Origin of the sequence: Pseudarthrobacter oxydans, assembly GCF_034258515.1 — a bacterium.
Taxonomy (GTDB): domain Bacteria; phylum Actinomycetota; class Actinomycetes; order Actinomycetales; family Micrococcaceae; genus Arthrobacter.
Genome location: NZ_CP139438.1, coordinates 2,192,134 through 2,205,502 on the forward strand (window position 1 = coordinate 2,192,134; position 13,369 = coordinate 2,205,502).

General features: G+C 65.1%; 12 protein-coding genes. 4 read left to right on the forward strand and 8 right to left on the reverse strand.

The window, feature by feature from the left end; all coding sequences use genetic code 11:
- The first annotated feature begins 49 nt into the window (after window positions 1-49).
- Window positions 50-1,456 (forward strand): AMP-binding protein, encoded by a 1,407-nt coding sequence (locus SMD14_RS09900; RefSeq protein ID WP_321216192.1) that lies wholly within the window; start codon window positions 50-52, stop codon window positions 1,454-1,456.
- Window positions 1,446-2,624 carry a thiolase family protein gene (locus tag SMD14_RS09905; RefSeq protein WP_321216193.1) on the forward strand — a complete coding sequence of 393 codons (1,179 nt, stop codon included), beginning with the start codon at window positions 1,446-1,448 and terminating at the stop codon, window positions 2,622-2,624. Before SMD14_RS09900 ends, SMD14_RS09905 begins: the two co-directional genes overlap by 11 nt.
- 15 nt (window positions 2,625-2,639) lie before the next feature.
- Here SMD14_RS09905 and SMD14_RS09910 read toward each other — a convergent pair whose 3' ends face one another.
- The 4 genes from SMD14_RS09910 to SMD14_RS09925 all read right to left on the reverse strand — a co-directional run bounded on the left by SMD14_RS09910 (window position 2,640) and on the right by SMD14_RS09925 (window position 7,632).
- On the reverse strand, window positions 2,640-3,263 hold the full coding sequence (locus tag SMD14_RS09910) for an energy-coupling factor transporter transmembrane protein EcfT (RefSeq protein WP_157242351.1): 624 nt from the start codon (window positions 3,261-3,263) through the stop codon (window positions 2,640-2,642).
- Window positions 3,260-3,991 (reverse strand): ABC transporter ATP-binding protein, encoded by a 732-nt coding sequence (locus SMD14_RS09915; RefSeq protein WP_321216194.1) that lies wholly within the window; start codon window positions 3,989-3,991, stop codon window positions 3,260-3,262. The genes SMD14_RS09910 and SMD14_RS09915 overlap by 4 nt, the downstream gene beginning before the upstream one ends.
- A gap of 11 nt (window positions 3,992-4,002) precedes the next feature.
- The gene (locus SMD14_RS09920; RefSeq protein WP_321216195.1) at window positions 4,003-4,647 is read right to left on the reverse strand and encodes a biotin transporter BioY; all 645 of its coding nucleotides are present in this window, start codon (window positions 4,645-4,647) and stop codon (window positions 4,003-4,005) included.
- A 201-nt stretch (window positions 4,648-4,848) separates the two neighbouring features.
- Entirely contained in the window at window positions 4,849-7,632 is a 2,784-nt protein-coding gene (locus SMD14_RS09925; protein WP_321216196.1) for a phytase, read from the reverse strand.
- A gap of 321 nt (window positions 7,633-7,953) precedes the next feature.
- On the opposite strand from SMD14_RS09925, the gene SMD14_RS09930 reads away from it, so the two are divergent.
- Entirely contained in the window at window positions 7,954-9,222 is a 1,269-nt protein-coding gene (locus SMD14_RS09930) for a DNRLRE domain-containing protein (protein ID WP_321216197.1), read from the forward strand.
- 237 nt (window positions 9,223-9,459) lie between these two features.
- Window positions 9,460-11,058: an ABC-F family ATP-binding cassette domain-containing protein gene (locus SMD14_RS09935; protein ID WP_321216198.1), complete on the forward strand. Its 1,599-nt coding sequence runs from the start codon at window positions 9,460-9,462 to the stop codon at window positions 11,056-11,058.
- Window positions 11,059-11,217: 159 nt separating this feature from the next.
- Here the strand turns inward: SMD14_RS09935 and SMD14_RS09940 are convergent, their stop codons facing one another.
- From SMD14_RS09940 to SMD14_RS09955, 4 genes are read right to left on the reverse strand one after another with little or no spacing between them, the layout of a single operon-like run.
- Window positions 11,218-11,694 (reverse strand): YbaK/EbsC family protein, encoded by a 477-nt coding sequence (locus tag SMD14_RS09940; protein WP_321216199.1) that lies wholly within the window; start codon window positions 11,692-11,694, stop codon window positions 11,218-11,220.
- Window positions 11,695-11,697: 3 nt separating this feature from the next.
- On the reverse strand, window positions 11,698-12,573 hold the full coding sequence (locus tag SMD14_RS09945; protein ID WP_157242345.1) for an SURF1 family protein: 876 nt from the start codon (window positions 12,571-12,573) through the stop codon (window positions 11,698-11,700).
- Window positions 12,574-12,843, reverse strand: a complete 270-nt coding sequence (locus tag SMD14_RS09950; RefSeq protein ID WP_321216200.1) for a hypothetical protein — start codon at window positions 12,841-12,843, stop codon at window positions 12,574-12,576.
- Complete coding sequence (locus tag SMD14_RS09955) at window positions 12,840-13,274, reverse strand: DUF3099 domain-containing protein (RefSeq protein ID WP_321216201.1); 435 nt, start codon at window positions 13,272-13,274, stop codon at window positions 12,840-12,842. Before SMD14_RS09955 ends, SMD14_RS09950 begins: the two co-directional genes overlap by 4 nt.
- Window positions 13,275-13,369 lie beyond the last annotated feature (95 nt).

Consider the following 13,369-nt stretch of genomic DNA (forward strand, 5'->3'; position numbering starts at 1 on the left):
TACCCGCGGGCCCGCGGCTCAATCCGTGCCGGCCGGTAAAGTTGATGCGATGCCTTTCCTCAACCGAATCCAGCGCTGGGCCGATGAACGGCCGCACGACACCGCCGTCGTGATTGCAGGACGGCGCCTTTCCTGGTTGGAGTTCCGGGATTCCGCCGCCGCGCTGGTAGCCCACGCCAAGTCCGTCACGGCCCTCTGTGAGGCCAATTCGGTTGACTTCGCCACCAAATTCGCCGCCGCGGTGGCGGGCGGGCGCCAGTGCGCCGTCCTCGACCCGGCGTGGGCCGCCCAGCTGCAGGAGGACATCAGGCGGCGCGTCGAAGCATCCGCACTTCCGGCACCGGTGTCCCCGGACGATGAGCTGGCGGACGGCGTGCCGGAGGGCACCTTCCTCATCGGACTGACGTCCGGCACCACCTCGGTTCCCAAAGCCTTCACGCGCTCCCGGCGGTCCTGGCAGGAATCCTTCGACGCCTCGATCGAGTTCTTTGGGCTCCGCCAGGATGATGTGACGCTGGCGCCGGGGCCGCTCGCCGCGAGCCTCAACCTCTACGCCCTGGCAGAGTGCCTTTATGCGGGGTCCGAGTTCCAGACCCTCGAATCCTTCGACGTCGGGGACGTCCATACCGCCATCGCGCATGACCGCGTCACCAGGCTGGTGCTGGTGCCCACCATGCTAAGGATGCTCAGCGAGCGCGGCCTGACCGGATGCGTGGACGCTTCCGGGGTCCGCACCATCATCTGTGCAGGCTCGAAGCTGGACGCGCGGACGCTGGAAGCCGCGCGCCGCTGGGCCCCGAACGCCACCATCTTCGAGTACTACGGCGCCTCGGAGCTGAGCTTTGTGTCCGGGGCCGGGCTGCCGGCCCGCCAGCCTGCCGTGCACGGCGGCACCGGAATTGGCCGGCCCTTCCCGGGCGTGGACGTCCGGATCCTCGATGACGCCGGCATGCCCCTCCCGGACGGTGACGCCGGGAACATCTGCGTCCGGAGCCCGATGGTCAGCAACGGCTACCTCTGGGGCGACGACGGCCAGGCCCTGAAGTCCTTCGGCGGCTGGTTCACAGTGGGGGACCAGGGGTATCTCGCCGAGGGGGAACTGCACATCCTGGGCCGCCGCGCGGACATGATCCTCACGGCCGGCAGGAACGTCTATCCGCACGAGGTTGAACTGGCACTGTCAGCGGTGCCCGGGGTCTCCGCCGCCGTGGCTGCCGGAATGCCCGACGACCTGCGCGGCCAAAGGGTGGTGGCCGGCGTCGTCCCCTCCCATGGGGCGGTCACTGCAACGCAGCTCCGGGCCGGACTCGAAGAGCTGCTGGCACGGGACAAGCGGCCGCTCCAGTACTACCTGCTGGCCGAATTGCCCGCCACGGACCGCGGCAAGGTCAACAGGAGCCTGCTGCTGGACTGGATAGAGTCCCGGGACCCGAGGGTACGCAGCCTTGGCGGCTGACCAGCTCCCTCCGGACCGGCAGCCCGTCATCATCGCGGCCCTGCGGACGCCGGTTAGCCGCACCAACGGCGCCCTCCGGAAACTGCGCGCCCACGAGTTGCTGGCGCCTGTCCTGCGCGGCCTTCTGGCCGGCGCCGGGGTTGAGCCCGGTGCCGTTGCCGACGTAGTGATCGGCAACGCCGTGGGCGGCGGCGGAAATGTGGCGCGCCTGGCCCTGCTCGAGGCCGGAATGCCCGTAAGTGTTCCCGGCATCACCGTGGACCGCCAGTGCGGTTCGGGGCTGGACGCGATCGTCCTCGCGTCACGGCTGGTGGCAGCGGGCGGTGGTCCGCTGTTCCTTGCCGGAGGTGTTGAGAGCACCAGTACGGCGCCATTGCGCGCGTACAGGAACGACGACGGCAGCCCGGAGTTCTACCGGCGGGCCCAGTTTGTGCCGGCGGCCTTCGGGGACCCGGACATGGGCGTGGCCGCGGAAACCGTGGCGCAGAAGTTCAGTGTCAGCCGGGAGCGGCAGGACGCCTTCGCCCTCCGGAGCCACCGGCTGGCGCTTGGCGCCTCTCAAGCAGGGTATTTCGACGGCGAGCTGGTTCCGCTGGACACCGGCGCCGGGACTGTTGCTGCTGACGATGGTCCACGGCGGGGGTTGAACGCCGCGGTGATGTCCCGGTTCCCGGCCGCCTTCGTGGAGGGAGGAACTGTCACCGCGGGGAACTCATGCTTCGACGCGGACGCCGCCTCCGCCGTCGTCCTGACATCCCTTCAGCGGGCGCGGGAACTGGGCGCGGCGGACGCGCTGCTGGTGCTGGGCGCCGGGACGGCAGGAGTGGACCCCGAGGTGCTGGGCGTCGGTGCCGCCGCCGCGGCGAAGAACGTGCTCGGTGCCGCGCAGGTGGGCGCCGGAGAGCTGGACCTGGTGGAGTTCAACGAAGCCTTCGCCTCACAGACGCTTGCCTGCCTGGATCTGCTGGGGATTGACGGTGAGCGGGTAAACCTCGACGGCGGGGCGCTGGCCTTGGGCCACGCGTACGGTGCGTCCGGCGCTGTCCTGGTGACGCGGCTTCTCGCCCAGGCGCGCAGGAACACGGCGCCGGGAAGCCTGGCACTGGCCATGATCAGCAGCGCCGGAGGCATGGGTACGGCAGCGTTGCTGCAGTACGAGCGCCTCTAAGGAAGTTCCCGGGCTTCAGTCCTCCGCTTCGCCCAGGCCGCGGGCGGCAAGCGCCTCGCCCGTCTGGCGGGCGAAAGCCACCGAGGTGATGAAGACGGGCAGGATCAGGGCCCTCGGATTTCGTTCCAGGCCCCGGGCGCGGGCGGAATCCCGGACGTCGGCAAAGGTGCCGGCGATATACGGGATGCTGCGCAGCATGATGCCGATGGTGAGGGCGAACCGCTCGGGATCGGCACCAAACCTCCTGAAGGGCGTGGCTGCCCTGACTACTCCATCCAGGAGCTGCTGCACCGGGGTAGTGGCTGTGAGCAGCGAGGCCGCCACTACGCAGATGACGATGTTCAGGACGATCCTGGCCGCAGTCGGGGCTCCCAGCTGCCACCACTGGAACAGCCCGATGACCAGCAGGACGGCAGCGAGCGGGCGGATGGCTCCCCAGAGCCGTTTCAGGCCCGCACCGGTGAGCAGGAAGAGGCCGCAGAGTCCGCCAAGTACCGCCGCCGAGATGAGCCAGTCCTGGATGATGAACGAGGCCAGGCCGCAGCCGAACACCAGGAGGAACTTCAGCGCGAGCGGTGACCGGTGGAGCAGTGAATTCCCCGGCACGTAGTTGGCCAGGAGGAAGCCGTGCCCCCTCATCGGACGCCCGGCTCCGTGACACGGAGGCCTTCCATGCACAGGGAGCGGTACCCTGCCACCGCTTCCGCCGGGGCACCGTCGAACGCGACTTTTCCCTGGTCGATGACCAGTACGCGGTCCATCTCCAGTGCAAGGTCAAGGTCGTGGGTGGACATGATGACCTGCTGGTCCAGCCCCGCCAGGGTCCTGCGGAGAAGCTCCCGGTTGCGAAGGTCCAGAAGGGTGGAGGGTTCGTCGAGCACAAGGACCTGGGGTTTCACCGCCAGGACGGCCGCGAGGGCCATCAGCTGCCGCTCGCCGCCGGAGAGTTCGTAGATGCTCTGGTCCGCCAGATGCAGCAGTCCCATCCGCTCGAGGGCCGCTTCGGCCTGGCTGCGCCGCTCGGTGCCGTTCTTCACCGAGCGGCGCAGCGAAAGCTCCACGTCCTCCCGGCCGGTGGGCATCACCAGCTGGGAGAGGGGATCGGTGAAGACAAAGCCGACGTTCCGCCGGACTTTCCGGACGGCACGTACTGTGTCCTCGCCGTCGACCGCAACGCTGCCCGCTGTCGGCTGGATGAGGCCGTTGACCAGCCGCAGCAGCGTGGACTTCCCGGAGCCGTTGGCGCCGATGACGCCCACGCGCCGTTCCGTGAGTTCGAGGTTGACGTCGGCGAGGAGGACCTTGGGCTCAGGGGAGTGGTCCGTTTCGACGGCGACTGTTGCCTTGTCAAAGGTCACGGAAGGCATGGCGGTTGTTCCTAGGCTTCGGTGGTCTGGACGGTGCTGCGGCGGACGCGGCGGACCAGGATGTCCGGGAATGCGCGGTGGAGGGCGACGGCGATGATGGCGGCGAGGATGTTCTTGACGATGTCTCCGGGGTAGAAGACCAGGTCGCTTACGAATGCCTGCGCCAGGGTTGCCTTGGTGTTCAGGGCAATGCCGGCGACGCCGAGCGAGTGCACCACCAGCACGCTGGTGGCCATGGCGGCCAGGAAGAGCCAGAGGGCACGGACTTTGGTGGTGCGGCGGATCACCAAGGTGGCGAGCCAGCCTACGACCAAAGCTGCGATGGGGAAGGCGATGATGTAGCCGGCGGACGGACCGGCGAGGATGCCCAGTCCGCTGCGGCCCTGGCTGAAGATCGGAAGGCCGGCGAGGCCCAGCAGGGTGTACAGGCCGACGGCGGCGAAGCCCCTTCCGGGGCCGAGCACCAGGCCGGTGAGCATCACGGCAAGGGTCTGGAAGGTGATGGGGACGCCGAAGCCGTTCACGGCAAGGCCGGGAACGAGGGCCGCGCCGGCCACGAGGGCGGCGAAGACGGCAATCAGGCCCAGGTCGGTGGCGTTCCAGCGGTGGCGCTTGGTCTTGCCGGTATTGCTGACGGCAGTGTCGGTGTTGCTCATGGTGGTCCTGTCGGGGTAGTACAAGCGGGATCTGGTGTAGTCCCGACGTTACCGGGGCAGGGCAGGGGGTATTTTGTAGGGGCCCTACTAAAGCAGGCCCCGGCGGATGAGGTCTGGGCACAACTGGCCCACCGTTCATGCCAGTAACGGTTCTGGTTCCTGGGGGCCGCGATGGGTTCTGTGAGCTGTGAGCTCCTACGGTTATTGCAGCTGAAGCACCAGCTTTGGCGGGGTGCTTGTCTCCCTTGAGCCGAAGTCGGCCCCGTCGCTGCTGGTGGCGTTGATGCCAAGCGAGAGGATGCCGCCGAGCTCGCCCTGCAAAGCTGACGCACTCAGCGTCACTTCATAGTTGGTGTTCGACGCGACGGGTCCGAGGCTGCCCAGCACACTGCTGCCCAGGGCCGGCCTTGTGCTGTACGTGAGGCCGCTCTCAGTCCAGGTGTCGTCCGTAACCAGCCTGACGTTCTGCGTACCCACTGAGCCGCTGGTCGTCGCCCGCAGTTGGAGCTTCGCGCTCACGATCGTCTTTCCTGCGAGCGCCGACATATCAAACTTAAGGTAGGCATTCTCCACCGGACTGTTGTCCACAGCGAGCTTCGGCGCCGTCCCGTAATTCGCCGTCGCCGCCCCGCTGGAAACATAAGCGTCCGCTGTGGCCGTCAACGTCACCGTCACCGTCTCCGGGGGCGTCGTAGCCGCGGCTGTCGTGAAAGTCCACGTCTTGGCAATGACTGCATTTCCGGAGAAATCTTTCGCTCCGGTGACCCTCGCGGTGTACTGCGTACCAGGATTCAAATTGGCGGTGGGATCCAGCGTGGCGGTGTTGTTGCTGAGGGTCACGACCGCATTCACAGGAGTGGTTGAAGTTCCCTCGGCCAGCGTGAACGTCGTGTTGTTGACCGTCGTCGAGTCCATTGCCTCCGAAAACGTAGCCGTGACATTGCCGGTGACCGCTGCGTCTGCTGCATTTTCTGCAGGAGTCACCGAGGTCACCGTAGGTGCGGTGGTATCTCCGGGCGGGGTCCCCGTGCCCGATCCCAGCTGGAGCACCAGCCTGGGTGGGGTGGTTGTCTCTCTTGAGCCGAAGTCAGCCCCGTCATTGCTGGTGGTGTTGATGCCAAGCGAGAGGATTCCGCCGAGCTCGCCCTGCAGAGCTGACGCAGTCAGTGGCACTTCATAATTGGTGTTCGACGAGACGGGTCCGGCGGTGCCCAGGACGCTGGTGCCCAGGGCCGGCCTCGTGCTGTACGTGAGGCCGCTCTCAGTCCAGGTGTCGTCCGTAACCAGCCTGACGTTCTGGGTTCCCACTGAGCCGCTGGTCGTTGCCCGAATCTGGAGCTTCGCGCTCACGATCGTTCTTCCTGCGAGTGCCGACATATCAAACTTAAGGTAGGCATTCTCCACCGGGCTGTTGTCCACAGAGAGCTTCGGCGCCGTCCCGTAATTCGCCGTCGCCGCCCCGCTGGAAACATAAGCGTCCGCTGTGGTGGTCAAGATCTCCGTTTGCGGCGCCGTGGTGTCGATCAGCCAGGTTCGCTCCGCGGGAGTCGGGTCCGCGTTGCCGGCCGCGTCGGTCGCCCGCACCGTGAAGACGTGCGAGCCAACCGCGAGATCAGCGTATCTCTTCGGCGAGGCACATCCCTCGAAGGCACCTCCATCCAAGGCACACTCGAAGGTCCCGGGCTCCGTGGCAGTGAAGGTGAACTCGGCCGAAGTGCTGCCACTGGTCCCTGACGGACCACCTGTAATCGATGTATCGGGCGGGGTGGTGTCCGGCACGGGGTCGCCGCCTCCGTCCTCTGCTCCTATTTGCCGCGGGTCAAAAGTAGTGTCCACAAGCAGGCGGGGGCTGAACGCATCGGCAATCTGCTGCCAGGAGACAAGCTTGTGGTTTTGGTTACCGCTGTTACCGTTGCCCGCATCCGTGTTGTTGTGGTCCTGGCTCGTGAAAAGGCCAGCGGGATAGGAGGGTCCAAGTGGGAAATTGGTGACATCAATCCCGTCTTGGCCATTGACACCGTCGACGCCGCCTCCAGCGACGATCTTGAAGGAGCCGACGAACGCGTTGTCACCGCGGTTGTAGACAACGAAGTTGGATCCGCCCTGGCTCGACACAATCAGATACCCGGTCCCCTGCCGGCCATAGTAAATGGCGGAGTTTTTGACGTTCTCCACTATTCGTCCGCCGGTCGCCACCGTGCGGTCCACGAGCGACCGCGTTGAACCGTCCCCCGGCTCAGCTCCGTAGCGCCAGAGGCCGACTTTCTCCTCGGACACGTATAGACGTTGCAGCTCATCATCTGCCGAAATACCCTCGGAGCTGTCGCCGTTGTCGAAAGAACGCACCGCTGTCCCGCGAACCGATCCGTTGGCGCCATCCAACTCGAACTGGGTAATCACATTCGTATTGAAGTCATGCACAAAGGCGTAGTACTTCCCCGACGCCGGGGAGTGATACATTCCAAAGCCACGGGGCCTGCCTGGAGTGCTGATGCGCCCCACCTCTGTCAGGGACCGGTCCGCGACGTTCACCTTGTAGAACCGAACGCCGGTCGACTCCACATTCCTCTCCGTCACGCCGACGAGGGCGACGCGCTCACTGCCCAACGGAAAGTTGTACCGGAGATCGACGTTGTTCATGCTGCCGTGCAGGTAGAAATGCAGCTGGCGCCCGGACAGGTCGTAGACCCCCACTCCTCCGGTACTTAACTTGTCTGTGCCGATCACCACGCTCTGCGACGGATCCGTGGGGTGTATCCAGATCGCGCTGTCGTCTGCCGCGTCACTGGAGCTCGGAACGGGTGTAGTCTCTCCCGACGGAACCACGAGGACGTCCGCCGCATGCGCCTGCGGGGCGATGAGTACGTTGAGGCCTGCGAGGGCGGCGGCTAAAACCGCGACAAGCAGGATCCGGAACAGCGTGGGAGCGTGGCGCAAGGATCCGCCAGCGGCCCGCGTGCGTCGAGCAGCAACCGTGTGAGCCATGGACTTCCTATCCGTTGGCCGGTGCTGCATAAATGCACCGGATGTCCGATACGGACGCCCCGGGCCCCCAGCAGCATTCAGCGTCGTAGGGGAAGCCTACGCGCGGCCGGACCAGGCAAGAATAAGGGCGATCACCCATTTCACTCATTAGGTATAGGTGTTTTGTCAGTCCCGAAAACTTGGGTATAGGGGATCGATTGCTCCGTTATTGTTCCAGGCTTACGCTTTGAGATAACTCGCATTTAGCCGTCGTTGTTTCTGGGGTCGACACTCGCGCGGGCAGCCGGTACATCAAAACCCCTAGTAGAAACAGCGACGACCATGAAGGCTACGAGCGTTCAAGCGCTGCAAACTCAGCAGAAGCGGCGTGGCATTGACTTCCAGCGTAAATGCGCAGCGGTTGCTTCGTCCATTCTGATTATGTTCGCAATTATCACTCCGACATCCGCAAGCGCCGCAGCGACAACCTCGTTAGTCATGGATACTTACGTGCAGGCCGACAAAGCGAATTCGAACTTTGGGACCAGCATCCGTTTATCTACGGAAGGCCGGGCGTATATCTGGCGGAACTCGCTCCTACGATTCTCCGTGCTGGTGCCCGCAGGAGAACATGTCGTATCAGCCAAACTTCGGGCGTATTCCGAGGCATCTGCAAATTCCACTCAGTTCGTTGACGCCTTTACTACATCTGGCGGCTGGACCGAGAGGGGCGTCACGTGGAATAACGCACCGGCACGCGGGACATGGCTCGGGAAGGCCGGCGGATTCGCCAGCGGCTCCTGGGTTGAATGGGATGTAACGAAGGGCGTCAATCCGAAGGGCGGCGAGCAAAACTTCAAGCTGGAAAGCAACGCGCAGAAGTGGATCGGGTTTAAGTCCAGGGAATCGTCGAACTCCGCCCTGCGCCCAAGACTGGTGGTGACGACAGCGCCTGACACGGTGACCTCCACCGAGGCGGCCGTAGTCCAGGGGTGGGGCGCGAGCGTGGCCGGGGACGAGTTCAATTATTCCGGCGCGCCCGATGCCGCGAAGTGGAATGTCTACAACAGTGCCGGCCACGCAGGAAACGGTCTCCGGAGTCCTCAGCAGGTAACCGTGAACGGGTCCACAATGGTCATGACCGGAACTCCGGATGGCACGACTGCCGGGATGGGCGCCAAGTTTGCTAACCAGAAGTACGGGCGGTGGGAAGTCCGGGCGGCCGGGTCCGGTGATAACGAATACCACCTGGTGTCCATCCTGTGGCCCGACAGTGAAAATTGGCCGTGTGACGGCGAGATTGACTATGCGGAGACGACCGGCGACTGGAACGTCATCCAGTTCTTCCACCACTATGGATGCTCGAACCTACAGACCGCGGCGTCCAAGCCTCTGGATGTGACCCAGTTTCACAACTACGCGGTCGACTGGACGTCGCGCGGGATCGTCGGCTATATCGATGGCATAAAGTGGTTCGAAGACACCGACCCTGCACATCAGCCTCCCGGTCCGATGCATCAGACCTTACAACTGGACTGGTTCCCTGACAGCAGTGCCGACGGAGCCGGCGAGATGCGGGTTGACTGGGTCCGCGTGTACGCGGCAGGGTGAACATCCAAGCGCAAGCAACGCCGGACAATTCCTGGTGGACATACCGGTTCCCGTCGTGCCTTCGAACGTGACAGCCATGGTCCGGGTACTCCAGTCCGTGAGACCCGTCTCGAAGTAGCCCTCCCCGGCGCGTTGAACGGTAGACTTGGATGGGCCGTTCTCCGGCCATTGCCGCCCACGCCCATCACAGATACTTGGGGCTGCGGCTTATCCCTGCTGTGAAAGGCTTTACCTGCTGTGATTACTGTCCAGGACCTCGAACTGCGTGCCGGCGCCCGGCTCCTGATGGATCAGGTGAGCTTCCGCATCGACAAGGGAGACAAGATCGGGCTGGTGGGCCGGAACGGCGCCGGGAAGACGACGCTCACCCGCGTGCTCGCGGGCGAAGGGCTTCCGGCAGCCGGCAAAGTTACCCGCACCGGTGAAATCGGCTACCTTCCCCAAGATCCGCGCACGCCGGACATGGAGCAGCTCGCGCGGGACCGGATCCTGTCCGTCCGGGGCCTGGACATCGCCGTCGGCAAGCTCCGCTTGGCGCACGAAGAGATGGCCAGCGAGGATGCTGCCGTGCAGCGCAAGGCAATGAACCGCTACGACCGGCTCGAGTCCGAGTTCCTGGCGGCCGGCGGTTACGCCGCTGAAGCCGAGGCCGCAGCTATCTGCTCCAACCTCGCCCTGCCGGACCGGCTGCTGAACCAGCCGCTCAAGACCCTTTCCGGTGGCCAGCGGCGCCGCGTGGAACTGGCGCGCATCCTGTACTCGGATGCGGAGACCATGCTCCTCGACGAGCCCACCAACCACCTCGATGCCGACTCCATCGCGTGGCTCCGTGACTTCCTGAAAAACCACCAGGGCGGGCTCATCGTGATCAGCCACGACACTGAACTCCTCGAAGCCACGGTTAATAAGGTGTTCCTGCTGGATGCCAACCGTGCGCAGATCGACTTCTACAACATGGACTGGAAGCGCTACCTCACGCAGCGCGAAACCGACGAACGTGCGCGCAAGCGCGAGCGGGCCAATGCCGAGAAGAAGGCCCAGGTGCTGTTCGACCAGGCTAACAAGATGCGGGCAAAGGCCACCAAGGCCGTTGCCGCCCAGAACATGGCCAAGCGCGCCGAGCGCCTGTTGAGCGGCCTGGAGGCTGTCCGCGAGCAGGACCGGGTGGCAGCGCTGCGCTTCCCGGATCCCTCGCCGTGCGGCCGGACCCCGCTTACTGCCGAGGGCCTCAGCAAGTCCTACGGTTCCCTGGAGATCTTCACTGACGTGGACCTGGCCATCGACCGCGGCTCCAAAGTGGTCATCCTGGGACTCAACGGTGCCGGCAAAACTACCCTGCTGCGGATGCTCGCGGGCGTGGACAAGCCCGACACCGGTGACGTGATTGCCGGGCACGGCCTGAAGGTGGGCTACTACGCGCAGGAGCACGAGACCCTCGACGTCGAGCGCACCGTCCTGGAGAACATGCGCTCCGCTGCACCGGACATGAAGGACGCGGAGGTGCGCGGCATCCTGGGCTCGTTCCTGTTCTCCGGCGACGACGTCGACAAGCCTGCCGGCGTCCTCTCCGGCGGCGAGAAGACGCGCCTCGCCCTGGCCACCATCGTGGCCTCCAGTGCCAACGTGCTCCTCCTCGACGAGCCCACCAACAACCTCGACCCCGCCAGCCGTGCCGAAATCCTCGGGGCCCTCAAGAACTACAGCGGAGCCGTCGTCCTGGTCAGCCACGACGAGGGGGCTGTCGAGGCCCTCAACCCCGAGCGCGTCGTCCTGCTGCCGGACGGTATCGAGGATCACTGGAATGAAGACTATTTGGACCTGATTACGCTGGCTTAGTCCCGCCGCGGTGCGGCTTGCGTTCGCTGCGCGACGCCGGTGGGTTGCGTCCGCTTCGCGGCGTGGGCGATTTCCCGCGTGCTGGCTCCTTCGTCGCCTTTGACGCACGCTACATAAATCGCCCACGCCGCTGCGCTTGTGCCCCGGACACCTTTTGTGTCAGCGCACCTTCAGTTCCCTGGCTTCGGTGATTCTTCGCAGCTCTGCATACGTGATGCTGAACATTGAGTTGTGGTCTCCTGCTCCGGCCCAGAGGAGTTCCTGTTTCTTGAGGGAGCTGTCCAAGAGGGCCCTGATCTTTTCCGGGTGGCCCACCGGGGCCACTCCGCCTACCGCCTGGCCGGTATGCTGCAGGACGAACTCGGGGGAGGCGCGGCGGATTCTGCCTTCACCCAGCTGCCCGGCCACCAGCCTTGTGTCCACCCGTGCCGCCCCACTGGCAAGGATCAGCAGGGGCTCCCCATTGAGGTCGAAGATCAGGCTGTTCGTGATCGCCGCGAGGTCGCAGCCGAGCGCCTCAGCTGCCGCGGACGCCGTCGGAACGCCCGCCGGAAAAGTCCGCACGGTGTCCCCAACTCCGGCAGCCACCAGGGCCGCGCGCACCAGGACCACCGGGCCGCCGTCGTGCTCCGTCATCCGTCAGTACCCCTGGGCGTCGAGGAGTGCGTCTTCCTCTTCCTCGGATGTCGCCTTCTTCCGCTTCCTGGGAGGTGACGGACGACGGCGTGGTGCCCCGGCCGCCGCGCGGGGCGTGCCGTCCGCAAACGCATCGTCGTCCTCTGCGTCAATGGCCGCGTTGCGCGCCTGCTGGCGGGCGGCGTAACCGAAACCGACAAACATCAGGACGCCGAACGCGAACCACTGCAGCGAGTAGGAAAGGTGCGTGCCTTCCTCTGTGGAAGGCTTGGGGAACGCCATGGGCATCTCGGCGGCCGGGGGAGTCTCGGAGGCGAGCTGCCCGTAGGCTCCGGTCAGCAGCGGGTACCCAAGCTGGGCGGAGTAGGCGGGAAGGTCGATGGACGCCAGCTGGCCGTCGGGGGCGCCGCGCTTGAGTTCAGGCTCGGGATGCTTCAAGCGGACGACGGCGGTCACCTCACCTGGAGGGGGCGCCGGCACGGAGTCGGGGCTGCCGGGATTCCTGTTGCCGATGGGCAGCCACCCACGGTCGATCACGACGGTTTCACCCGTGGTCAGCCGGAACGGGACCACCACTTCGTAGCCAGGCTGGCCATTGAGCGGACGGTTCCGAACCACGCGCTGGCCGTCAACAAGATAGGTGCCCCGCAGCTCCACCTGCGTCCACTCCAAGGCGGAATCCAGCCGGCTGAATTGTCCTTTGGCGTCCTCGAACGGAATGGGCGCCGCAGAGTAATTGGTCACCACCCGGTTGATCTCGGCGAGGGTCTCGGCGCGGCGGTCCATCTGCCAGCGGCCCAGGAACACGCAGGCGGTGGCGAAGATTGCGGCCAGCAGGAGATAACCCAGCCACTTGCTGGAAAAGAGGAAACGGTACATTCAGCTGTCCTGCTCCGGGGCACCAAAGATCCGGTAGTCCTCAAGCGGCAGGGTTTCCTTCCACAGCCCCCTCGTCTGGAGGTAGTCTTCCAGCCATTCCCGGTGGTCCGCACAGGCGAGCCAGGTCTTGCGCCGCTCGGGGGTGTGGATTTTAGGGTTGTTCCACAGGAGCTGCCAGGAGGCCTCGGAGCGGCAGGCCTTGCGTGAGCAGATGGCAGCGGATTCCGCGAGCGTGGGATCGGATCCCGCCGCGAAGTCGAAAATACTCATGATGCCCTCCGCTCCTGCCCGGTTGTTGTTTCGTCGTCGTCATTGATGAGTTCGCCCTGAAGGACCTCGTTGCCGTGTTCGTCATTGGCCGAGCGTGCGGGGGGACTCTCGAGTTCCGCCAGCGGCGCGGAGTCCAGCAGCAGGTCACTGTGCCCCTCCGCCTTGTCGCTGCCGTTCGCTATGACCACCGCAATCCACGGCAGGAACACGGCTCCGGCCACCGCGATAATCTTGAACCAGCCGTCCACCACGAAGATCAGGATCAGGCACACCATGCGGATACCCATGGCCAGCGCGTACTTGATCATGCGCTGGCGCATATCCTCGGAATGGGCCGCCGCAGCATCCGTGATGCTATGGACTTCCGCATCGCCGGAGAACCGGCCGGGTTCTCCAGTCGCGGATTGTCCCGCATGGTTTTCAAGGGTCACGGTGATTCATCACGCTCCAAAGGCTTAGCTCAATTCTCTCACCATCGGCAGTGGCACCCAAACCCGGGCCGGGCCGGACGCTAAGATCGAAGTCA